The organism is Clostridium cellulovorans 743B, from assembly GCF_000145275.1.
Taxonomy (GTDB): domain Bacteria; phylum Bacillota; class Clostridia; order Clostridiales; family Clostridiaceae; genus Clostridium_K; species Clostridium_K cellulovorans.
This window is the reverse complement of record NC_014393.1, coordinates 1,291,258-1,313,780: the sequence shown is the minus strand read 5'-3', so window position 1 is coordinate 1,313,780 and position 22,523 is coordinate 1,291,258. Positions and strand designations below refer to the sequence as shown.

Sequence of the window (22,523 nt, the reverse complement as noted above, 5' to 3'; positions counted from 1 at the left end):
TAACATCTATATAAAATGCTTAAAAATAAAAAAGATAGTTTTTAACCTATCTTTTTTAAAAATAACAAATTAAATTTTAGTGTGCACAATCATGATTACAACTATGATTTACTGAAAACTCAGTTAGCTTATTTTCTTTTAGCAAGTTAATGTTATTTAGAACAGTACTATCATCAACTTTATATACTCTAATTTCTTTAGCTTGTAATTTGCTTAATGCTCCTGCACCAATACCACCTACCAGTATTGCATCTACCTTTTCTCCCCCTAGTGCTTTTTCTGGGTGACACATTCCATGCTGATGATTAAGATCACTATTTGGAATAACTTTTACTTCTGCATTTTCGCTATCGTAAATCATAAATATTGGCGCAGAACCAAAGTGGTTATATGGTATACTTTCTAATCCTTTATCCTCTTTTAATGGAATACAAATTTTCATTTTTCATTCTCCTTCAAATTTTATTTTCTCACAACATTTAGTTTTCTTTCGCTGGCATGACTTGTTACAAATATCAAAAGAGCTTTCATTAATGTTAAAGTAGCTTAAATGAAAATCATTAGAGGCTTCATCAATAAATTTTTTCAGATCTAAAAATACAGACTTTTGAAGTTTATAATTTACGAAATATCCATTTTTCTCTCCAACGATTATTCCTGCATCCTTAAGAATTTTTATATGCTGAGATACTGCTGCTTCGGATATATTTAAATGTCTTGCAATCCCTTTTGCACATATATTTCTTTTTGACACAATTATTAAAATTTTTAATCGTGTTTCATCGCCTAATGCTTTAAACACTTTCACTATTTGTTCCATCGAAGCCTCCATTTTACTTAAGTAATCACTTAACTAAATTATATATTACTTAACCTAATATATCAATAAGTTATTATTAATTTAATTCTTCTTATGATGGTAACACTTCTTATTTCCCATTGCATTATGTTGCTTCATATAAATAGAATTGATATTATTTATATAATCCATAAATAAAATTTATATTCGAGGTTTTAAGATGAGTAGATATAATATTTCACTAGATTCCTATAAAATATTTTGTACAGTAGCTAAGTATAACAGCATTACCAAAGCAGCTGAAGAATTATTTGTAACTCAGCCTACCATCAGTATGGCAATAAAAGCATTAGAAGAAAAACTAGGCTGCATCCTATTTATTCGTTATCCAAAGGGCGTTAGGCTTACCAGTGAAGGAGAAATTTTTTATTCATATTTAAGCAAAGCTATGATCCTTATCGATACAGCAGAGCAAAAATACGAAGAATTGATTCATTTAGATTCGGGCGAAGTGAATATCGGTGCCAGTGATTCCATAATAAGTGGCTTTTTGTTACCCTACTTAGATAAATATAACGATCTTCATAGCAAAATTAAGATAAAGGTAATTAATAGAACCACAAAGGAAACTCTTGAGCTGTTAAAAAAAGGAGTCATAGATTTAGGCTTTGTGAATTTACCTATCCCACTTGATGAAAATATTGATATTATCAAGTCTATTCCTATTCATGATTGCCTTGTTTTTGGAACTAAATTTAAAGAACTTTTTAATGGGGAATTTGATATAAAAACTTTAGAGATGTACCCATTATTGATGCTAGAGAAATCCAGCAATACAAGAAATTTGTTAGATCAGTATGCAAAGAAAAATAACTTAACATTGACTCCTACAATAGAACTTGATAGTACTGATTTGCTAATAAAATTTGCTAAGATAAATTTAGGCGTTGCTTTTGTAATAATGGAGTTTGTAGAGCCTATGGTTGATAATGAAACTGTTTTTGCAAGAAACCTATTGCCAGCGATTCCTCACCGAGCAATAGGCATGGTAAAACTTAAGAATATTCCACTTTCTCATGCTGCCAATGCCTTTGTGGATTTAGTTTTATCCCCAGATAACTTGTAAAAAATTCAAGATATCCACATACAAACCTTAACTCATTATCTCCTGACTTTTTCACTTAACTAACATATAAACAACAATTTGTAAAAGAGGAAAAGTGGTGCTAGAATCTAAATAGTACAAATTAAAATGAGAAAATCCTATATATGTAATATGATACAATAATGGTATTGTATCCAAGGAGGATCTCATTATGGCAAAACATTTAGACAAACAGTTTAAGCTTGATGCAATTCAATATTATCAAGATCACAAAGAATTAGGACTAGTTGGGTGTGCTAAGAATCTTGGCATTAGTCAGCAAACTCTTTCCAGATGGCAGAAAGAACTGCGAGAAACTGGCGATATAGAAAGCCGTGGCTCTGGCAATTATTCTTCCGATGAGGCAAAAGAAATTGCTCGTTTAAAACGTGAATTGCGTGATACTCAGGATGCTCTTGATGTATTAAAAAAAGCCATCAGCATTCTGGGAAAATAACAGAAGCTCTTTACCTAGAAGTTTCTGAAAAGACGGAAGCTGCCATGAAAGAAAACCGCCAGGTTTCCGTCTCTGGAATGCTGAAAATATTGGGTGTTTCACGGTCTGGTTATCGTGCATGGCAGAAACATATGCCTTCTGATACGCAAAAACGTAAGGAGGCTGTTAAAGTAAAAATTAAGGATATTTACGATGATTCCAAACAAAACTATGGTGCACCCAAAATTGCAAAAAAGCTACAACAGGATGGAGAAATCATTTCTCAGCGTACTGTTGGCAAGTATATGAAAGAACTAGGAATCAAGGCTCAATGGATCAAACCTTGGACAGTAACAACCAAAGATTCTGATTTCAGTAATGAACTTCAAAATATTCTTGATGAACAATTTAACCCTGAACGCCCAAATGCCGTCTGGTGTAGTGATATAACTTATATTTGGACAACAGAAAGGTTTGTTTATCTAACCAGCATTATGGATTTATATTCAAGGAAAATCATCGCATGGACGCTTTCAGAAACTTTGGAAGCAGCATGTGTGATAGAAACAATTAACAAAGCCAAAGCAAGAAGAAATACTGAGGAACCACTTATCTTACATAGTGATCGAGGAAGTCAATACGTTTCAAATGAATACCGAAAAGCTACTGAAACAATGCAACTAAGCTATTCTAAGAAAGCCTTTCCATGGGATAATGCTTGTATCGAATCCTTTCATTCCTTAATCAAAAGAGAATGGTTGAATAGATTCAAAATCTGTAATTATAGACAATCATATCGCCTAGTATTTGAATATATTGAAGCCTTCTATAATACACAACGTATTCACAGTCATTGCGACTATATGTCGCCAGATGATTTTGAAAAGCTGTATGAAAAAGCAAAAAAGCAAGGAATGCTATTGGCGAGTTAATATGAGGATAAACTTCTCATTTTAACTTGTACTAAATCTTGACATAGGACCAAAGAGATTAATTATGTATCTTTAGCGATTATAGTATAGATAGTAAATAATAATATAAGTGTAGATAAGAATATAAGTGTAGATAAGAATATAAGTGTAGATAAGAATATAAGTGTAGATAAGAATAGAGATATACCAGGATAAAAGGGTATAAAAAGAGAGTGTAATGGAAGTTACTCTTGGCAAAACAGAAAAAGGTGAGCCTATAATTCATAAGGTCTTTATTATTTAATTTGTATATTATCATTAATAAAATACAATCATAACATTATATCATTATATCGAAAGAAGGTAATACCTATTGTATGAATTTAAAGATGAATATAAAACAGAAATAGCTTTCATTGATGAACAGCATAAAGTTCTTTTTGAAATAGCAAATGAAGCTTATGAATTATTAAAAAATGATTATGTAGTTGATAAATATAATAAGATAGTAGAGTTAATACATAAGCTTCAAAATTATACTGCCTTTCATTTTAAAGCTGAAGAAGAATACATGAAAAGTATTAACTATAAAAGAATGTTTACTCAAAAAGTTGAGCATGAAGCATTTATAAAAAGAATTAACGATGTAGATTTTTCAAAGATTGATCAAAACCAAGATCAATACATAATAAATATTTTACAACTTTTAAATGATTGGTTAATAGAACATATTTTTTCAAATGACAAACTTATAGGAAAATAATTCACCCCAAGCTTAACACTTGCAATAATGAGAATTTCCTCGACCCCAGATACAAAGAAAAAAGTAATTCATAGTAAAGCTTTGCTATATCTAGTGAATATATTCTTAATTTAACGACACAACAATAAAAATCGAATAATTATTAAACATCGCATTATTAAAAATTGAATTTTGCGGTGTTTTTACGTCCCAATTCAAAAACATTGAAGGTGATAGTTTACTTGCAGTTGGAGATGATGAGCTGATAAAAATACACTTTCACACAAATACGCCATGGAAAGTCCTTGAATATTGCGCTTCATTAGGTGATATTTATGATGTTGTTATAGAAAATATGGAACTCCAAATCAATGGTCTTCATGGTTAGACCAAAATATGGCCATGCACTACAATCTAAGAACCTAAAAAAAGCCTAGCTAATCACCAAAAGATTATCTAGGCTTTTATAGATACCCACAGTCATAACAAAAATTAATTCTTTTCATGGCTATTTATCATCTTATGAATAGTACTCCGTGGCAGTCTCTAGAATAATAAACTCCCCCTTTGTTGCATCCAAAGTGGCATTTACTCCTATAGGAATCGTAGCCAGGTCATGGGTATGTCCTATTGGAAGTCCCCAAATGGCTGGTATACCAAGGTTTCCTATTCTATCAAAAATCAAGTCTTCCAAAGTTCTGCCCTTATCATATATATCTGAAGTACAATCAGTACACTCACCTATGACGATGCCAGATGCTGCTTGTAGTTTTCCCGTGTTCAAAAGCTGTGTCAATCTACTGTCTATATCTTGAATATCCGAGCCAATCTCTTCTAAAAATAATATTTTTCCTTCCGTATTAACTTCATAAGGAGTACCAATAAGCTCACAGATCAATGATAAATTCCCACCTATAGTTTTTCCACTTACTTTTCCTGGAGTAACCTTAACTAGATATTTATCTGGATCAGCCATTATAATTTTCCCTATTGGCCGCTCACAGCAAAGGGCCTTGAAAAGATATCCCATTCTGTATTTTGTGGCATATTCACCATAAATTCCAGTGGCATTAGGTCCATGGAAGGTCACAAGTCCTGCTTTCTTATAAATTGCAAGATGAAGTGCAGTTATATCGCTGTAACCTATAAATATCTTAGGATTCTGTCTTATAACTTCATAATCTATTTCATCTAGTATTCTTGGGGAACCATAACCGCCTTGGCTACAGAAGATTGCATCGATTGATGGATCAGCAAAAAAAGTATTTAAATCCGCTGCTCTAGCTTTGTCTGAACCTGCAAGATAGTAATAATTATCGTAAGCATGTTGCCCCACCTTCACCTTAAAACCATAGCCTTCAAAAGCTTCAACAGCTCGCCAGATATCACTTTTATCCATTCCTGTTGCAGGCGACACAATACCTATGGTATCCCCAGTCTTAAGTCTTTTAGGTTTTAACATCCACCTTCACCAACCCTGAACTTGCTCCACTTCTCAGTAAATCTATCCTTAAGATGCCCCTTTAAATGATTCCACTGAGGATGATTCGCAAAATAATCGTGAGTAATAAAAGGCATGCCACTGGAATTTCCCCACCTAGCACAAAATGCCATCATCTTAGCGAGATCGCTATCTATTATCTTCCCATCTAATGTGCCTTGAGGTGAAAATGGTGGTGGTGACCCTGCAAGACTTGGATACTTTTGATCATCCAATTCATAATGACCATCAATAGTTCTAGAAGACGGTATTCTCTGATTTAAGTAAACATCATAATGATCAGCTAAAATATCCTTTGCTGCTTCTATATCCAACTTTCCTAACTGATGTTCCAGTAGTTGTGTAAGTCGAACTCTTCTTGCTCCTTGATGATCACGAATATCTGTATAACAACTGTTTTCCACTTCTAAATTGCGGATTCTCGGATCTTCTGGTGCATTAAATCCAATGAAATAGCCATCCTCCAAAGTTTTTACATTATAGTACTCTAGACCTTGTTCAAATCGAAGAATTTTATTAGTTTTTATATCTCCTAGGAGCCACATACTAGTGTATCCACCATTGCTTCTCTCCTTCATAATATCAACAAAACCAGTCATATCATCAGCATATTGAATAGCCTTACGAATTCTCACAAACTGAGGGATTCCGTTAGGATTATATTTCATAAAACCAGCAATACTTGTATCCGCGCCTAAAAGTCCTGAACCTGTGACAAAGAAATCACTAAAGCTATCTATATATCCTGGAGCCGTCTGCATCAAAATCCTATTACCTCTTTTAGGTACAATGTCTATAATTATATTGAGATACTGCCCAGTTTCAAAGTTCTCCCAAGTGTTATGTGCTAAAAGTATTTTTTTATTTTTTGTAGCAGAACCAGTGGCAATAAAAGCTGAACAACGGCCTTTGGCTCTTGCTAAATTGCTACCAACTACCCCATTATTCCTATAAGGCCACCAAAAATCTATAAGTTCACCATAACCGTTCCATGCAAGAATTTCTTGCCAAGTTACTTGTACCCCTGCCTTATATGCGCCATCAGCTATACCTTTTATTTCATATAAATACTCTATATCAAGCCTATTCGTAAACTGTCTTTCTGCTTCCTTAACAAAAAAACTCCACTCCTTACCTGTATTCCAGTAAGTTAGGAACTTTAAGTTATCCATAATTTCCTTAATTTCTTTTGCAAGTAAGAATCCATGCTGAAAACCACGCTTATATGGTTCTCCTTCAATGTGAATATATATCCAACCGTTTCTCTCAAATCTGTAGCCTTTACCAAAATAATGAATATTGTCCGGGCAATTCTTACTTTTACGTTGCTGATAGCCTTCATAAGGTTTATTGTTTTGATTTTTTTTACTACCTTGCTGTGTATTGTTGCTTTGTTTAGTTTTGTTCCTTTGATGCATATTGTTGTGGCCTTGCTGAGTATTATTACTTCTGTAAGCATTGTTACTTTGCTCAGCATTACCATTTTGCTGGACATCGTTATTCTGCTGAGCATTATTGCCTTTATAACTTCTACTACTTTGATAATTACTAGAATAACCGCTCGTCTCTTGATAATCCTTTTTACTCCGGTAGTTTCTGTTGCCTTGGTAATTATTATTGCTCCTTACCATTCCATAGACACCCCGATTCTCCACTTTCACTTTTTGCATACTAATATCATATTAATATCCTTGGTGAAAGGTGAATCTATATCTAAACTTTTAGGAACAACTTCTTTCTAAAGCAAATATCTTTATAAAACATTTAACTACTTTTGAAATTCTATATATTAAAATTGAAAATCTAAATTAAATTTATAAGCGCCATATGGATTCAATGTAAGACGTTATTTGAATTTATGTTATTTATAAAAAAAAAACATCTGAATTAGATGGATATTGTTCATAAAAACAGTCTAATTAAAAATTCATCCTCATCTCTCAGAATTTAATCTGCTGGATTTAGCACCATCACTTTAAAGTGTGGTTGCTGAAACGTCTTAGGGCCAGTCCCTCGGCTTCTCTTGATAAGGTTAATAATATCATTTTTTTTAAAAGGGCTTTTTTTACTTTAGTTCCTTAATACTTTTCTCTAGTAAACTTATATGTTTTATGTGTTTTATTATAACCACATTTTTCTATTTTGTCAATATGTTTTCACATTTACTTATAATAGTTAATGTACCTGTATTCTATGTAGCAAATTTATGATAACTTTCTATAACTTCATCCTTGAAATTTCTTCCTATTGGAACCTCAAGATCACTCTTTAAGATCAACTTATCTGATAATACCCTTTCCACGAAGCTAATATTAACAATATAAGACTTATGAGTTCTTATAAAATATGGATTATTGATTTCTTCTATAATATCTGATAGCTTACCTCTAACTTGATAATTTCCATTAATAGCATGGAAAGATAAATAATGCCCAAAGGATTCAATAAAAATAATACTTTTCACATTAAGTCTAAAGATAGTTGTCCCAGATTTTAAAGTTAATACTCTATCGGTATTTTGTAAGTAGTCTATTAATACTTCAATCATATTCTTGAAATCTTCATCAAAATTATTCAGACGAATAAACTGTATAGGCTTTACCCTTAGGGATTTAAAAACTAAAGTTTCATCTTCACTTAAGAAAATAATACAATCAGCCTCATTTCTTTCCTTCATCAGCTCAGCCTTCTTAATATCACTGCTATCCACTAATTCAAAGAAAAATAATAAGTTCTCGCTATTTGAATCATCTTTAATATAATCCTCATGAGCAAAAATAATCTTTTTGGGATAATCCCTTAAAGATTTTTGAATTTCAGATTTTAAAAGGCTCTTTAAGTCTTGATTTTTTAAACTTAAAATAATCTTAATCATCCTTCATTCCCTCCCCCAAAAATCTATTCTTTTCGATTTTTTGGATATATTCATGGAGGTTTTGGTTAGGATCTGCTAGTACACCTAGTACGTTATACGCATCATCTATTTCAATAAAATATCTTTCTTTTAAATAATTTAAGGCATCTAAAAACCCCTTTTTATCTGAACCAATTAATGATCGAAAAGTTAAAATCGACCCATCCTTCAAAGCTACACCGAAATAAATCGTATAATTTATAGTTGAATAATGTGCATACTGCCTATTCCAATAGATTTTAATACTTTTAATTTCCGTTAATCTAATTTTGAATGCACAGACATCCTCTCTGCCTTTGAAAATACTAATTAAGTATCTCCATTGCTGGAAATAATCATTGTTATCATAGTATTCCAAGTACTCTTCACTTATATCCCAATGTTTCCACGTTGCTACCACTACAGGTATTTCAAAAACTCCTATTATCACAAATAAAATTCCTGCAAAAATGCCCCAATTTTTATTGAATCCTATTAAAGTATTGGCACTATTTCCGATTTGTACTGCTACGAAAAAAAATGTTATTAACGAAATAAAAATTATTCCAGTCTTTGAACTTTTATCTCCAACAACAAATAATTTCTTTGACTTTTTCAATCAATCACTCCTTTGTAGTTGCATTTATGTATTTTAATTCAATCTCATTCTTTATTATACATTAAATGCAACATTTGCTCATGTCTGTAATTTCTTAAAATATATAACTCTCAATAATGCTTGCATCTTAAATCCATAAATTCTAAAAAGAAAAAGAACTCATCGCTGAGTTCCTTTGAATTACCTCTTAGCCTTAACACTTGCTCTTTCAATTTCATCTATATATTCATTAAGGCTTCTATTTGGATCCTCTATTACAGATAGCAAATCATGCTCATCCTCTATTTCTATATTGCATTTTTCTTTTAAATGTTTTACAGCTGCTACATAATTTTTATCATTTGAAGTTACTAATGAAAGAAACTTTATAACGGTTCCGTCTTTTAAAGTGACGCGGAAAAAAATAGGGTGCATCATCATTACCATATAACTAAACATTGTAGTCCAATAAAGCTTGATACTTTTAATTTCACTTAATTCTATTTTGTCTGCAAACTTTTCTTCTTTACCAATTAATATGCCATATACATACTTCCATTGAGTCCCATACTTATTAACTCTGTAAAGCTCTATATACTTTTCACTTATATCCCAATGTTTTATACAGTTTGCTATTGTTGGAACATAAATCAAGAAAAAGATTGCCGCAGTTGCTAAAATAACTATAGGTGCTGATATTTTATAATCCTCCACCTTACATAGTTTGCATAAATAGAAACCTGCTTCTAGCCCTGCAATAATAGCTAATACAGCTGTAACAATTATCATTGTCCTTGTTGGTCTCTTTCCAATAACAAATAGTTTTTTTGATTTCTCCATTTTTAAATCCTCCTTAATAGATCCTTTATTGTATTTCCTTGATATATTCCCATTATATTACTTATAAAATGAAACACAATTAGGTTGGCATGAACTACAAATTCATAGCACATATAGCAATTTTCTTTAGTTCATGGATGGACAAATGGAAATAATCTCTTGTCTTCAGGAGAATATGTATTTGATAAAAAAATTAAAGGACTTAAACGTGGAGAAAATTATAGATTATTAATTCGAATGCCCACTATCAATAAAGAAGCATATGAATGGGTTAAAGACCATGTTAAAAAGGCAATACTTTTTTTATTCAAACTGGTGGAAGAGTTTTAGGAAAAGGAAAAATAATTGATTTCGTTTATGAACTATAATAGTTGGTTTGTTATACATAGTAGGTAATTATAATATATCACTATAATCTTTTTATTGACTGGAAACAATCAACAGTAACACTGCTCAATTGTTACTACATAAAAAACCTCTGAAATGAACAATTAATTCTGTTCATTTCAGAGATTTTACGTCTTTATTTGTATTAGTTCATATATTCAACTGTTATGTTGATTAATTTATCAGTATCAAAAACCTTTATATAACTTATATGATTTTCTTCATTATAGTACCAACTGTTAGTAGCTGAAGTTTTTAAGGTACTTGACCTTTCACCTAAAGTTCCATTTGATATCTTAGCTATAGTTTCTTCTCCTATTGTAACTTTATTAAGAGTCTTTTTATCATCATGAAGTATTGCCACAAAGAAATAAGTTTCATATTTAGGAGTATATTTATCATGTTTGCGTTCTATAATTATCTCTCTAACATTATTACTAATATACTGATGAGTAATATCTGTTTGTCTATATTCTTCATTGGCAACCTCATCACCATTGATAGTCTTTGCAGCAGAAGAACGGCTAACTCCATCGTCAAGGTACATGGTATATGTTCCTTTTACCCCTTCATTGCATGGATAAATATTTAAAGTTATTGGATTAGGAAGGCCCTTACTGTTTAATTCTCCAACATATCTTTCGCGTTCTATTGTAGGAATTATTGCTCCAGCTCTAACATAAAGTGGTACCGTAAAAGGTATGTGATTTGGATCCCATGCATTTTTATCAGTTATACTCGCATCGATATTTAATGTAGTGCCACCTTCAATTGCATCCAAAAGTGGCTTTCTGCTATCCATAAACTGATACCAACTATTTCCTATAGGCAGATACACATCACGGTTCCCTTGTCCTTTTGAGGTAATTGGTGCTACTAAAAGGTCATTTCCAACAAAGAATTCATTACTTATAAAATCAATTTTGTCATTAAATAAAGAATCATCATCACTGGCTAGAAACATTGCTCTACAAATAGGCATACCATTTAAAGTATTCTCAAACAATCTATCATAGAAAAGCTGCATTAATCTATAACGAAGTTCTATAAAATATTTACATATAGGAAGAACTGCATCATACATATATTTGTAGCTTCCTTTATCACTTTCACTTACATCCTTGAATTTATAAGGTTCTTGAAATTGCTTTCCTATTTCTGCTTTTCCATTATAATGATTTCTGAACCATGGTAAAAAGGCTCCCATAGATGTCCATCGAATTAAAAGTTCAGGATCTATCCACTTCTCTCCATCACTTCCTTTTTCAAAGCCACCGATATCTTGACCTGACATAGCTTGACCTGTTAATCCCAAAGCAAGACATTGAGATATGTTTATCCTCATAAAATCCCAAGTTGAAGCGTTGTCACCATTCCATAAAGCTGAAAACCTATGAGCTCCAGCAAAGCTTCCTCTACCGATTATAAAGTTTCTTTTATTTTCTCTTCCATTTAAATGATTTAATCCGTGATAAGTTGCTTTGTGTAAGTTATATGAATATAGATTCCACGCTTTGATAAATGGAGTTTTAGAATATGAATTAGTTTCTATATCATCATTTTCAAAGGCTTTTACAAAATCATCAGTGATATTTAATCTTGCAGGAAATGACTTCATGTCACCATAACCATATTTAGGTTCTTCATTAAAATTATAATCGCGTTGAAGTGGCGCTATAGCTGGTGTAGTCATATCCTGCCATACCATTTCAAGACCCATATCAAACAAATATTGATATTGTTTTCCCCACCAATATCTTACTTCTTTTCTTCCGAAATCAGGATAATGGCCTTTGAATCTAATACCACCACCATAATTAATTCCTCCGATATATGGTTTTCCATTATTAAAGTTATTATCTGCAACAGAAGTAGTTAGATTTCCAAATTCATAATAATGATAATTTTTAGCATCAAAATCTTCACTCTCTGAACGATTATCAACAATAAAATAATTCTTTTCTATTCCTTCATAGAAACTTTTATACGTAGGATTATTTTCAGGATCACCTGCATCTTCAGGATTTTCCATATTAATGATTGGCGTGATATTCGTACTACATTTAACCCCTTGTGCTCTTAAATTAGAAAACATCTCTTTTGGATTATGAAATTTATCTTTTGCATCTATAGTAAAGGTTTTATGGTTCCTTTGAATGTCTACATCTATATGAATTCCATCAAGAGGGATGTCTATATCCTTGCTTCTATAAGCAGAAACAGCAGCTTCTACCTTTTCTCTGTTATCATAACCAAAGCAACCTTGATGATATCCAAGAGCATATCTAGGTTTCAAACGTGACTTTCCAACGATTTCTGTAAAACCATCAATAATATCTGTAGCTGTTTCTCCAAGGATGAAATAATAATCCATAGACCCAAATCTTGTACCAAACATATAGCCTGTAGATCTCATATATCCAATATCCATACAGACTTCTGAAGGATTATCGATAAATATCCCATATACGCTTTTTTTATCTGGTACACCATAGAACTCCATAAAAAATGGATCTGAATGATATAATGGCTCTTTGCTTTCTAATGGTCCATTATTATACATCTGTGAGTACTTCATATTATCATAGTTAAAGTACGTAAGCTGTGTAGTATTTTTTGCAAGTTGTATTCCTCCATGCTCTCCAAAACCTATATACTTAGCTGTAACACTTTTGTCCATTGCTTGTATAATGGAGTACTCATCAGGAAAACCATTTTCAGTGAAATACAAACCTTCACTAGCAGTTGAGAGCACTTTAAATTGGCCTTTTTCATCAAAGGCATAGATATCTATTGAGAAAGGTTCATAATTTATCGTTATTTTCATAATTGATTTTGAAGATGAATTCACTGTAGTACATTGAACTCCTTTTGAATCCTCTGTAACATTTAATTTATAATCAGGGAGCCCATCTCTTAATTTATCAAAATCATCTAATATAACTGATCGAGTGTTGTATGAAGAATAGTCAGCTTTTCCAGGATCAAATCTTAATCTGAATACATCTTCTCTAACAAATTGTATTATCATTGTATGAGTACCTATGTCGCTTGTAACAGAAACAGTGATATCTTTTTCCTCTACCTTTGCCTGTGATGCTTTCAAAACTCTGTGCCAATTCTTGTAGCCTTGAAAAAAGTCCTCTACTTTCACGAACTGATATTTTCTTTCAACTAAATTCATATTAACATCCTTTCATAAATAACTCGCATGAATTTAATTGTATCCTATAATAACCAAATTTACAATATTTGTAAATAATTTAACCATTATTTTACCATTCTTATTAGAGTATAATTGTCGTAGTATACCTTCCCCTCAAGGTCTTTGCAAACTATTTCCTGTGAGGATTAAAAATAATAGAGTTTTACTGAACAAGCTTATTATGTTTTTTAAAACAGTGTCAAAAACTTTTTAGTATCCATTTTTCATCAGCTCTACTACAACTGAATCCTTTGATTCTACTCCCTGTTTCTTTAACTCAGCAATCTTTTCTTTAAATTGTGGGAGATATCTTTCATGTGCTACCAGCAATTCATTCAACACTTCTATTGCTTCACTTCCCTTTTGAACTAATGGATTTACCATGAAAGCCTGCAATGCCATTCCATAATCCCCAGATAAAGCAGCAGTTATTGTGCATTCTTCCATCGCTTTCATAAGCTGAAGCCATCCTTTTTCAAAGGACTCCATCTTACCCCAAGCAATTGGCTCTGCACCTTTTGCAGAAATTATTGAAGAAATCTCAACTATAGAATCTGAATCTAGGCAAGGTATAGCCCCATTATTTTCTGTACTTACAACCATTCGAATTCCTTTATTATTGTATATTGCGCTTATACATTCACAAGCAGCATCACTATAATATGCACCACCACGTTTCTGTAATTCTTCAGGCTTTTTATTCAAGTCGGGATTTTTATATACTTCAAAAAGAGCTGCCTCTACTTCTTTCATTTGTTCCGCACGAGTTCCACCTTTTCTAAAATCCTCTAGACTATGTTCCAACATCTCTTTTTCTGAATAATAATAACGGTGATATCCACAAGGCAATAAGTTCATAGAATGTAATAATTCCAATGAAAATTCAGCTTCAAAAATATTTGCTGGAGTTCCCCCATCTTTTTCATTAATATGATCTATTAACTGAGCTGTAACTTCTTTACCTTCTTCATCAAAAACCTTATGCCAATGAAAGTGGTTTAACCCAGCAAACTGATAGTTTAATTGTGAAAGATCCTTTCCGATGATTCTAGGTTCACTCATCATTGAATTCACTGGTACATTACACAAGCCAATACAGTTTTTCCAGCCAAAATGTTTAATAACTGCTTCTGTAATAATCCCACTAGGATTAGTGAAGTTAATAAGCCAAGCCTCAGGACATAATACCTTCATATCCTCCACAATTTCCTTTATCACAGGAATTGTCCTAAAAGCTTTAAAGATCCCACCAGCGCCGTTTGTTTCTTGCCCTAACATTCCATGCAATGCTGGTATTCTTTCATCTTTGATTCTTGCATCTAATAACCCAACTCTAAATTGCGTTGTTACAAAATCTGCACCTACTAAAGCTTCTTTTCTATTTAAGGTTGTAAACACCTTTACCTTATATGGCGTTGCATCCCACATGCGCTGTGATAGCTTCCCCACAATCTCTAACTTTTCTTTTCCAGCTTCTATATCAACTAACCATATTTCACTTATTGGAAGTTCATCATACCTCTTAATAAAACCTTCCATCAATTCTGGAGTGTAACTGCTTCCCCCTCCGATTGTTGCGATTTTTATTTGCTTCTTCATAATAATCCCTCCATAAACCACGTTTACTTATAATATATCTATTAAAGCCTCCTACGTCTATGGGAATACGCTACTCTGACTCTTTTTTTTAAAGATTATTATCTTACGGAAGTTTTTTTGAAACTTTCTGAGACTTTTTGCTTGAAAGATAAAATTACTTTAAGAATATTGCGAAATTAAGGACTAATTGATTTTTTATAAGAACTAAACTACTATAAACTAAGAGAAAAAATTGAAAAACTAAATGGTGCACTTCTTTATAAAGTTAACCGGAAATAATTAATATAACACTCCTATAATATTTCTCAAAAAACAACAAAAGCTCTTGATATCAAGAACCTTTGCATGTTATTAACTAATCAATTTTTCTATTTGTTATAAAGTAATATATTAGATAAATTATTAACCAAACTATAAATCCATCAATAAGACTATTAATCAAATGATATGGAAAAACTGATGATATACCTTGTATTATAAAAAGTAATAAAAACAATATCACTCCAAGCTTCATATTGATATATTGCTTAGTTGCTACATTTTCATTCTCTTCATTATTAACACTTATTCTTCCTTCATTAACCTTCTCAGTTAAAATCTTTATTAATTCATCTTGATTAATGATGCCTTGAAATAGAACTTTCTTTCTTCCCGCCTTTAAACTTGCAAAGGTAATATGTTCTATCTTATCATACTGAATTACCGTTTCCCGCCATAGAAATCTCTCTACATGAATAGAATCATCAAATATTATATTCTTTATTAACATGTATCTAGTGTGAATAATAAAATAAACTATCATCATTAATGGAAAAAGTAATACTTTAAATTCCTTATAATCACTATCAATGAAAAGATATATTGCTACAATAGATAAAAATATAGCAACTATATACCCTATTATATTTTTTCTACTATACTTTGGTTTAAATTTAGTCAAAATTTATATCGTCCTTTCTCTTAAATAGATGAATCTAAAAAACTCCGCTCATCTATTTATATTATCTTAAGTTATTCAATCATATTATCTTAAGTTATTCAATCATATTATCCTAAGTTATTCAATCATATTAACCTTTTTCAATGCTTAATATATTATACACTTTGGGAAAATCGATTTCTCCTGGTATCCATTGGATTATCGCAACTGAATAAACCAAATCCAATTGATTATACCCAAAATCATATGACTTTTTTATCAGTTCGCTATATATCAATATTTTTTATTATTTCTCAATCCTGTGCCACCATTTAGGAAGCACTGCACCCATTAAATAAAACTCTGGCTTTTGTAAACCTGCTTTAACAGCAGGGTCGTCTTTGATAAGAGCATGAACTTGTTCTTCTTCATCTACTTCAATAACTCCCAGCCCATACCCACCTTTTGGGTCAAAAACGGGTCCAAACACAATAGCTATCCCCTTTTCAGCTTTGTCTTCCCAATAAGTGATATGCTGTTGCATGATTTCTCTTTCTTCTGCCGTCATATCTTGTGGAAAAGTTGGTCTTGTGGGCAATGACTTTAAAATATAATGCTTTTTATCTTTCATATTAATGCTCCTTATAAATATAATTTTACTAACACACAATACCTTACGATTGCGAAGTAATATAACTTCATTTTTTAATAACTGGTATCCAAATTTCGCTTTTGTAGTCAGTTGCACTCAAATCACCTTTCGAGTACCACTCCACTTCTGGCGCTTCTGCATGCTCATAACCGGATGTAGGGAACCATTCGGAAAAAATCCGTCCCCATACTTCTGACATAGCTGTAGGCATAGGACCAGTTATTTCGAATACCGCCCATGTAAGAGATGGTATTTCAAGCTTAGACAATGTTTCGGGACAGCTTTTTGTCGTTGTAGTGGCGATATAATAGTCAGTTGTATTGTCCTCATACATTCCACTGTACACGCCTAATAAACCATAGGGTTCAGTGTCTCCCAGTTCAGCAATTTGTCCAAAGGTCTCTGGTGATGTCTCACTCCACATTCTTCCGATGTTTTCACCTAAACCTTCAAGATGTGAAAATCTTTCCTTTACGCCTACAATAGTAAACGAATTTTTTTTCTCAATTCTATAGTTCATTTCGACAACTCCTTTTAATGATAACGAGAACGTTACACGTGGATACGCCTTTAGAGATATTCCATTTTCCCTTGCTTTTGAGGGATTTATTCCATGCACTGCCATAAATGCACGAGAAAAGGAATCCGGTGAAGTATAGCCATACTTTAGAGCAATATCAATTATCTTTTCGTTGCTATTCTGCAAATCAAAGGCTGCAAGAGTAAGTCGACGACGGCGAATATACTCAGACAGAGGTACGCCGATAAGGAAACCAAACATGCGCTGAAAGTGATATTGGGAACACAATGCTATTTGTGCAATCTTTGCATATTCAATTTCGTTGTTAAGGTTATTTTCGATATAATCAATGGCATTTTTCATATTTTCAAGAGTATCCATATGCTCATCCTTTCACACCAAGTATAATATAGGTTAAAGATAAAAACTCGATAATATTTGCAAGTATTTGTGGGTTATTATTTAAAAGATTATTCTGAATATTATTATAAATAATCTCAAGTTCGCACTTTTTTACGATTGCCAGGTAATTTTATTATACACTATATAGATAATCATGTATATTTATGAAATATTTGTTTTCAAAATCACTATTTAACATGGCTAAAAGATAGGCTGCCTTTAAGAATAATGTTGTTTTTACAGCAAAACAAAAAAGCCTATAACAATAAATTATATGGCTTCTTTATTCGTTCGTTATATAAGAAAGTGATAAATTACTTTACTACGATTGGAACAAAATTATCAGCTAAGTGATATCCAAGCTTTTCTTTAAAGACTTTTGGGGTTATCACATGAGACATTGTATAACGTATTTCATTATCATTTTCTTCTGTTGCTAATTGAAAACAACCACTTTCAGATACCCATTTGCAAATTTCTTCTCTGGCAGTTTTACAGTCCTCATCAGCGTCTTTCGATGTCGCAACAGCATAAAGACCGCCTGGAAAATTCACAAGCTGGTAACCACCAAAATCTATACAATTATCAGGTATAGCAAAAACCCATTCCATATATCTTTTTTTCTCGTTATACCACATAAAGTCACGAGGTGTAATATACTGATTTACATCTATTGACGACCACCAATTATCAAATGCCTCTAATTGTTCTATGTTAGTTATTGCTCCCGAACTTACCATTTTTAATTCTGGTATCTTTATTATTCTTACATTTTGCATGCAAAGATCCTCCTGCATTTTATTTTTATAATTTTTGATTCACATTTTCTTACAACTTCCAAGTAATTTCATTATACATCAAGTGGATATTTATGTATATTTGTGAATATTTGTTTTCAACATCACCCTTTAACATAGACAAAAGATATGCTATTTTTAAAAATAATTTTGCTATTATAGCAAAACAAAAGAAGCCTATAAAATAAATTATACGACTTCTTTATTAGTTCGTTATACAAAGATTCAAAACTAATCAACCCATAAGTCCTATGCTAACAACTCTTTTTAAATTATTGCTTAGCAATTTATTCGGTATATTTTTTTCTCAAATCTTCTGTAAATTCTTCTATTTCTCTATAGTTGCTTAGAAACTTTATATTTTTATCAGGAAAATTTTTTAATATAGCTTTAACTCTCGGCAATGTATCCATTTCAAAATTTTTAATGAAATTAAGAAATTCTTCTGTAACTGTATGATCAAAGCCTTCCGCCATGTCATCCCTATTTATACCTTGCTTGATATTTTCCTCAGCCCTTTTACAAGCGTTGGCTACACATATTTCTGAAGGTATATTCAATACTATTATTGTGTCAGCTAACTTAACCCTCATTTCAAGTGTAGAAATATAATTTCCATCAACAACCCATTTGTCATGCATACTTGTAAAATCACTTACTCTTTTGACCAATTCATCTCTTGTTATGTGCGATTTTCCGCCAGTGTGATAAATTTTATCTAAATGCAAAACTGGGTAATGCAGAAAATCATTAATCCTTTTTGTTAATACGGATTTCCCTGCACCTGGACACCCAATTATTATAATTTTCATCCATTACTCTCCCGCTTTATCAGTTCCATTTGTTAAGTTCTATGAACCTTACTCTTTCCAACCTAAAGAAATACTATAAGTTGGACTAGAACTAAATATTCCCCTTGAAAGGATTAGTACTTATATTTTACTATAAGATTTTTTCAAAAACTTTATGGTCATGACTAAATTAGTCACTTGGAATCATTCTCCTTCCCTAATTTTTTCATTATATCGCTGTTAAGCTTCTCGCGCCAGTTTTCCGTATATGTCTTGGCATTTCGTAAAAGTTCGTCGCAGAATGCTGCCACGTCCTCCCCGGTGATTTCTAAAACTTGTTTACCTTCCGCTGCACCGACTTCGAACAAATCTATCAATTCATAATGGATCTTCAACATATCATAGCCCTCTCCTGCTGCAAAATTCCACATGTATTTTTGGATTTTTTCAAATACGAACTTATAGTCTTCAGGTAACATTTCTACCCTTGCCATCTGTTGCTTATACTCTTTTTTATCCCCGACCAATTTTTTTAATAGTTCTAACATAATTACTGTTCCTCCTTTAACTGATTTATTTTTGACGATACAAATTCCCATTTCTCCCAAAACATCTTCAATTCCTCACGCCCAGCGTCGTTGAGGGTGAAAAACTTTCGTGGTGGTCCCATATCAGACGGTTTTTTTTCTATGTCAACGAGTTTATTTTTTTCAAGACGTACCAAGATAGTGTAGACTGTCCCATCTACAACGTCTGAAAATCCAAGAGCATTCAACCGCCTTGTGATTTCGTAACCGTAAATTTCCTCGTGGCTGATTATTTCAAGTACACAGCCCTCTAGTACACCTTTCAGCATTTCTGTAAGGTTTTCCAATGTAATTCCTCCTTGCTATTCTGTATAACTTGTATTCAGTATTACTTACTACTACTATATAGTATTACAGAATAGCGTACCTGTCAAGAGGTGCATTTTTTGAGGAATCAAAATATTTCCCTATGTAATATATAATTATTCTATTTTGACCTATCAATTAATAATTTATACGACAGTGCTATTACCCAAGGATGAAGTATGATGCAGTATTCCCTGTTGGAATAACTGAAACTGAAACAATTATAAGAAAATTTTCTAGGAACAATATAAATAGTTGGCATACCTTGTAGTTACCTCAGTGGTTAAAATAACGTTACTTTTATAGCAAAACAAAAGAAGCCTATAAAATAAATTATATGACTTCTTTATTAGTTCGCTATATAAAAATATTGCACATTAACTCAAAATATTTTCTTATAAATAAAAGTTATTGTACAACTTTCTATTAGAATAAAAAATCCTAATCCTATAAATATTATTGGAATGAAGATGTGCTTGTATTTTTCGATATTCCTCTGAACAAAAGGATATTCTGATAACCTTTTACCAATAAAACACCATAGTGCTGTAAGAAATACAAACATTACCACAGTTGTAAAAATACTTATTAAGTTCATACTTGTAAAAAGTGGTACGTAAATTCCAACATTATCTCCGCCGTTAGCAAAAGTTATACTGGCTACTTTAAAAACACTTGGATTAATAAAATTTTTGATAAAAGTTATTATACGCGTTTCCTTTATATCAGTAGTTTCTTCTAACTTATTATTTTCGTCGTTTTTATTCTCCTGATTCTCTATATTTTTCTTGTACTTACTTTCTTTTTTATAGTCAGCATATGCTTTTATTCCTAGATATATAGGAATTAATCCAAGTAAGCCTACATATTCATGGGGAATTATTGATATACCTAAAGCCCCTACTATACTTATTATTGTTAAAGTTCCTATTCCTAAATACTGTCCAATAATGATATGACGCGTCTTCATAATATTATTTATTTGTGAGAAGAACAGCATGAGTACAAGTATATCATCAATATTTGTACTTACAAATGAAATAAAAGCTGTTATTACTGTACTAAACAAATACATTCCCTCCACTTATATGTTTTAATTAATAATAGCAGTTTTCCATAACCAATCTTCCTTGCATCTAAGCTATTCTCTAAGTATTACTTTCATCACACTAATTTAAATATTTATTTTCTATAAGCCATTTTATAGAATCCTCCATATCATCTATATTGGTTTCTATACCCCAAATTGCATTTGGAGCGTAGTCCTCTAAAGCATTGCAAATTTCTAAAAAATCAATTGTACCTTTTTCAAATCCTGAATGCTCGTCTTGCTCACCATAGTTGTTGTGTAAATGAACAAAGCCTATTTGTTTATTAAGTTTTTTAATCCATTCTAAAACAGATGTTTTTGAATTACAATTAGCATGTCCTACATCAAGACATATATTCAACCGCTTATCGTCTACTGTTGATACTATCTCAGAAATCAAGTCAGGAGTATGTTCAAGGAGATTTTCTATATGAAAAACTGTTTCTTCATCTTTATCCCTTAAAAAGTCATCCCAAAATATTTTACTTCTTTTAACCCAATTTGGCGGATAACTTGTTCCAGGTACGTAACCATGGTGAAGAACTATGTGTTTGCAACCTAATTTACGAGATATTTCATAGGAATATTCAAATCTCTTCTTTGCTACCTCTCTAATAAGGCTGTCTTTACTCCCAAAACATAAATCAGTAAAAGTACCATGGATTGAGGAAACCTTTGTATTCTTATATATTTTTAATTGTTTTTCTATTTCATTTGGATTATTATTAAAAAATTCAGGATCATTAAATGCATCAATATTTACATTAACATTAAATTTTTCACATAACTTAGCAACTCTTAAATATTCGCCATCATCACATAATACTATTTCTTTCATTACAATTACCTCCAAGGGAAAATGATTGTGATCGCTTTTCATAAAAGCATTTTCTTTAGGCTTTCCAATATGAAGAATGCACCACAATCACTCATAATCTATTCTTTAAGTATTAATTTCATAAATATATCAGAACGTATTGTATTTTTATATTTTTCTGTATTAATAAAACCATAGCTCTGATACATTCTAATTGCTCTTTGACTTGTACTACTTATTGTATCAAGATACATCTCATGAAACCCGCAAGCTTTTGCATAGCAAATTGCTTCCTTCATCATTTTCGTTCCCAGTCCTTTACCGTGATATTCTTTCAACAAATAAACCGACCGAAGTTCGCATTTCTTTTCATCTAATCTATTTACGGCTATAGTTCCAATAATTATAGATCCATCAAATAAACATAAAAAAAAGTCATAGTTTTTTTCTATTTCAGTAAGAGCTTTATGTACCCCTTCTGGGTCAAATAAACGACCTGATTCAGGTAAACATTTTTCATAAAATTCCGTAACCTGGCTTTGCATTTTCTTTTCAAACTGTTCAATATGATACATAAAACTCCCCCT

General features: G+C 31.8%; 23 protein-coding genes, 1 pseudogene and 1 riboswitch. Of the genes and pseudogenes, 5 read left to right on the top strand and 19 right to left on the bottom strand.

Going from position 1 to position 22,523, the window contains the following annotated elements:
• Positions 1-76: 76 nt before the first annotated feature.
• Together CLOCEL_RS05425 and CLOCEL_RS05420 are read right to left on the bottom strand one after the other, a co-directional pair.
• Positions 77-442, bottom strand: coding sequence for a NifB/NifX family molybdenum-iron cluster-binding protein (locus tag CLOCEL_RS05425; protein WP_010076309.1), 366 nt, complete (start codon positions 440-442; stop codon positions 77-79).
• 3 nt (positions 443-445) lie between these two features.
• Positions 446-820, bottom strand: coding sequence for an ArsR/SmtB family transcription factor (locus tag CLOCEL_RS05420; protein WP_010076310.1), 375 nt, complete (start codon positions 818-820; stop codon positions 446-448).
• Positions 821-1,019: 199 nt separating this feature from the next.
• Between CLOCEL_RS05420 and CLOCEL_RS05415 the strand changes: the two genes are divergently transcribed.
• The 5 genes and pseudogenes from CLOCEL_RS05415 to CLOCEL_RS22220 all read left to right on the top strand — a co-directional run.
• Positions 1,020-1,925: a LysR family transcriptional regulator gene (locus CLOCEL_RS05415; RefSeq protein WP_010076311.1), complete on the top strand. Its 906-nt coding sequence runs from the start codon at positions 1,020-1,022 to the stop codon at positions 1,923-1,925.
• A 190-nt stretch (positions 1,926-2,115) separates the two neighbouring features.
• Positions 2,116-2,400, top strand: a complete 285-nt coding sequence (locus CLOCEL_RS05410; RefSeq protein ID WP_013291642.1) for a transposase — start codon at positions 2,116-2,118, stop codon at positions 2,398-2,400.
• On the top strand, positions 2,367-3,311 hold the full coding sequence (locus CLOCEL_RS05405) for an IS3 family transposase (protein ID WP_341271460.1): 945 nt from the start codon (positions 2,367-2,369) through the stop codon (positions 3,309-3,311). Before CLOCEL_RS05410 ends, CLOCEL_RS05405 begins: the two co-directional genes overlap by 34 nt.
• A gap of 352 nt (positions 3,312-3,663) precedes the next feature.
• Positions 3,664-4,053, top strand: a complete 390-nt coding sequence (locus tag CLOCEL_RS05400) for a bacteriohemerythrin (protein WP_010076312.1) — start codon at positions 3,664-3,666, stop codon at positions 4,051-4,053.
• A 196-nt stretch (positions 4,054-4,249) separates the two neighbouring features.
• Positions 4,250-4,420, top strand: a pseudogene (locus tag CLOCEL_RS22220) (kinase to dihydroxyacetone kinase); the annotation flags it as partial.
• 132 nt (positions 4,421-4,552) lie between these two features.
• Here the strand turns inward: CLOCEL_RS22220 and CLOCEL_RS05395 are convergent.
• The 17 genes from CLOCEL_RS05395 to CLOCEL_RS05315 form a co-directional block, all read right to left on the bottom strand.
• Positions 4,553-5,494, bottom strand: coding sequence for a S66 peptidase family protein (locus tag CLOCEL_RS05395; protein WP_010076313.1), 942 nt, complete (start codon positions 5,492-5,494; stop codon positions 4,553-4,555).
• Positions 5,488-7,164, bottom strand: a complete 1,677-nt coding sequence (locus tag CLOCEL_RS05390) for a C45 family autoproteolytic acyltransferase/hydrolase (protein WP_010076314.1) — start codon at positions 7,162-7,164, stop codon at positions 5,488-5,490. Before CLOCEL_RS05390 ends, CLOCEL_RS05395 begins: the two co-directional genes overlap by 7 nt.
• 299 nt (positions 7,165-7,463) lie before the next feature.
• A riboswitch (SAM riboswitch) is annotated at positions 7,464-7,566 on the bottom strand.
• A 158-nt stretch (positions 7,567-7,724) separates the two neighbouring features.
• On the bottom strand, positions 7,725-8,408 hold the full coding sequence (locus CLOCEL_RS05385; protein WP_010076315.1) for a LytR/AlgR family response regulator transcription factor: 684 nt from the start codon (positions 8,406-8,408) through the stop codon (positions 7,725-7,727).
• Positions 8,401-9,045, bottom strand: a complete 645-nt coding sequence (locus CLOCEL_RS05380) for a hypothetical protein (protein ID WP_010076316.1) — start codon at positions 9,043-9,045, stop codon at positions 8,401-8,403. The genes CLOCEL_RS05385 and CLOCEL_RS05380 overlap by 8 nt, the downstream gene beginning before the upstream one ends.
• A gap of 180 nt (positions 9,046-9,225) precedes the next feature.
• Positions 9,226-9,864, bottom strand: a complete 639-nt coding sequence (locus tag CLOCEL_RS05375; RefSeq protein WP_010076317.1) for a hypothetical protein — start codon at positions 9,862-9,864, stop codon at positions 9,226-9,228.
• A gap of 532 nt (positions 9,865-10,396) precedes the next feature.
• Entirely contained in the window at positions 10,397-13,435 is a 3,039-nt protein-coding gene (locus CLOCEL_RS05370) for a TIM-barrel domain-containing protein (protein ID WP_010076319.1), read from the bottom strand.
• Positions 13,436-13,666: 231 nt separating this feature from the next.
• On the bottom strand, positions 13,667-15,055 hold the full coding sequence (locus tag CLOCEL_RS05365) for a 6-phospho-beta-glucosidase (RefSeq protein ID WP_010076320.1): 1,389 nt from the start codon (positions 15,053-15,055) through the stop codon (positions 13,667-13,669).
• Positions 15,056-15,410: 355 nt separating this feature from the next.
• Positions 15,411-15,995: a hypothetical protein gene (locus tag CLOCEL_RS05360; protein WP_010076321.1), complete on the bottom strand. Its 585-nt coding sequence runs from the start codon at positions 15,993-15,995 to the stop codon at positions 15,411-15,413.
• Positions 15,996-16,281: 286 nt separating this feature from the next.
• On the bottom strand, positions 16,282-16,605 hold the full coding sequence (locus CLOCEL_RS05355) for a YciI family protein (RefSeq protein ID WP_010076322.1): 324 nt from the start codon (positions 16,603-16,605) through the stop codon (positions 16,282-16,284).
• A 67-nt stretch (positions 16,606-16,672) separates the two neighbouring features.
• Entirely contained in the window at positions 16,673-17,527 is an 855-nt protein-coding gene (locus tag CLOCEL_RS05350) for an AraC family transcriptional regulator (RefSeq protein WP_010076323.1), read from the bottom strand.
• A gap of 335 nt (positions 17,528-17,862) precedes the next feature.
• Positions 17,863-18,327, bottom strand: a complete 465-nt coding sequence (locus CLOCEL_RS05345; RefSeq protein WP_010076324.1) for a hypothetical protein — start codon at positions 18,325-18,327, stop codon at positions 17,863-17,865.
• A 305-nt stretch (positions 18,328-18,632) separates the two neighbouring features.
• Positions 18,633-19,157 carry a P-loop NTPase family protein gene (locus CLOCEL_RS05340; protein WP_010076325.1) on the bottom strand — a complete coding sequence of 175 codons (525 nt, stop codon included), beginning with the start codon at positions 19,155-19,157 and terminating at the stop codon, positions 18,633-18,635.
• Positions 19,158-19,330: 173 nt separating this feature from the next.
• Positions 19,331-19,684: a DUF1048 domain-containing protein gene (locus CLOCEL_RS05335; protein ID WP_010076326.1), complete on the bottom strand. Its 354-nt coding sequence runs from the start codon at positions 19,682-19,684 to the stop codon at positions 19,331-19,333.
• A gap of 2 nt (positions 19,685-19,686) precedes the next feature.
• A complete protein-coding gene (locus CLOCEL_RS05330; RefSeq protein ID WP_010076327.1) occupies positions 19,687-20,010 on the bottom strand; it encodes a PadR family transcriptional regulator in 324 nt (107 codons plus the stop codon).
• Between the two features lie 401 nt (positions 20,011-20,411).
• Entirely contained in the window at positions 20,412-21,104 is a 693-nt protein-coding gene (locus tag CLOCEL_RS05325; protein ID WP_242655224.1) for a cadmium resistance transporter, read from the bottom strand.
• A 94-nt stretch (positions 21,105-21,198) separates the two neighbouring features.
• Positions 21,199-21,957, bottom strand: a complete 759-nt coding sequence (locus CLOCEL_RS05320) for a sugar phosphate isomerase/epimerase family protein (RefSeq protein ID WP_010076329.1) — start codon at positions 21,955-21,957, stop codon at positions 21,199-21,201.
• 98 nt (positions 21,958-22,055) lie between these two features.
• On the bottom strand, positions 22,056-22,511 hold the full coding sequence (locus CLOCEL_RS05315) for a GNAT family N-acetyltransferase (protein WP_010076330.1): 456 nt from the start codon (positions 22,509-22,511) through the stop codon (positions 22,056-22,058).
• Between the last annotated feature and the right edge of the window lie 12 nt (positions 22,512-22,523).

Bases quoted from the DNA above. Each gene is read 5' to 3' on its own strand.
- CLOCEL_RS05340 (WP_010076325.1), bottom strand. From the start codon at position 19,157: ATGAAAATTATAATAATTGGGTGTCCAGGTGCAGGGAAATCCGTATTA.
- CLOCEL_RS05350 (WP_010076323.1), bottom strand. From the start codon at position 17,527: ATGGATACTCTTGAAAATATGAAAAATGCCATTGATTATATCGAAAAT.
- CLOCEL_RS05370 (WP_010076319.1), bottom strand. From the start codon at position 13,435: ATGAATTTAGTTGAAAGAAAATATCAGTTCGTGAAAGTAGAGGACTTT.
- CLOCEL_RS05320 (WP_010076329.1), bottom strand. From the start codon at position 21,957: ATGAAAGAAATAGTATTATGTGATGATGGCGAATATTTAAGAGTTGCT.
- CLOCEL_RS05365 (WP_010076320.1), bottom strand. From the start codon at position 15,055: ATGAAGAAGCAAATAAAAATCGCAACAATCGGAGGGGGAAGCAGTTAC.
- CLOCEL_RS05345 (WP_010076324.1), bottom strand. From the start codon at position 18,327: ATGCAAAATGTAAGAATAATAAAGATACCAGAATTAAAAATGGTAAGT.
- CLOCEL_RS05355 (WP_010076322.1), bottom strand. From the start codon at position 16,605: ATGAAAGATAAAAAGCATTATATTTTAAAGTCATTGCCCACAAGACCA.
- CLOCEL_RS05415 (WP_010076311.1), top strand. From the start codon at position 1,020: ATGAGTAGATATAATATTTCACTAGATTCCTATAAAATATTTTGTACA.
- CLOCEL_RS05385 (WP_010076315.1), bottom strand. From the start codon at position 8,408: ATGATTAAGATTATTTTAAGTTTAAAAAATCAAGACTTAAAGAGCCTT.
- CLOCEL_RS05315 (WP_010076330.1), bottom strand. From the start codon at position 22,511: ATGTATCATATTGAACAGTTTGAAAAGAAAATGCAAAGCCAGGTTACG.
- CLOCEL_RS05395 (WP_010076313.1), bottom strand. From the start codon at position 5,494: ATGTTAAAACCTAAAAGACTTAAGACTGGGGATACCATAGGTATTGTG.
- CLOCEL_RS05410 (WP_013291642.1), top strand. From the start codon at position 2,116: ATGGCAAAACATTTAGACAAACAGTTTAAGCTTGATGCAATTCAATAT.
- CLOCEL_RS05375 (WP_010076317.1), bottom strand. From the start codon at position 9,864: ATGGAGAAATCAAAAAAACTATTTGTTATTGGAAAGAGACCAACAAGG.
- CLOCEL_RS05390 (WP_010076314.1), bottom strand. From the start codon at position 7,164: ATGGTAAGGAGCAATAATAATTACCAAGGCAACAGAAACTACCGGAGT.
- CLOCEL_RS05420 (WP_010076310.1), bottom strand. From the start codon at position 820: ATGGAACAAATAGTGAAAGTGTTTAAAGCATTAGGCGATGAAACACGA.
- CLOCEL_RS05325 (WP_242655224.1), bottom strand. From the start codon at position 21,104: ATGTATTTGTTTAGTACAGTAATAACAGCTTTTATTTCATTTGTAAGT.
- CLOCEL_RS05335 (WP_010076326.1), bottom strand. From the start codon at position 19,684: ATGTTAGAACTATTAAAAAAATTGGTCGGGGATAAAAAAGAGTATAAG.
- CLOCEL_RS05425 (WP_010076309.1), bottom strand. From the start codon at position 442: ATGAAAATTTGTATTCCATTAAAAGAGGATAAAGGATTAGAAAGTATA.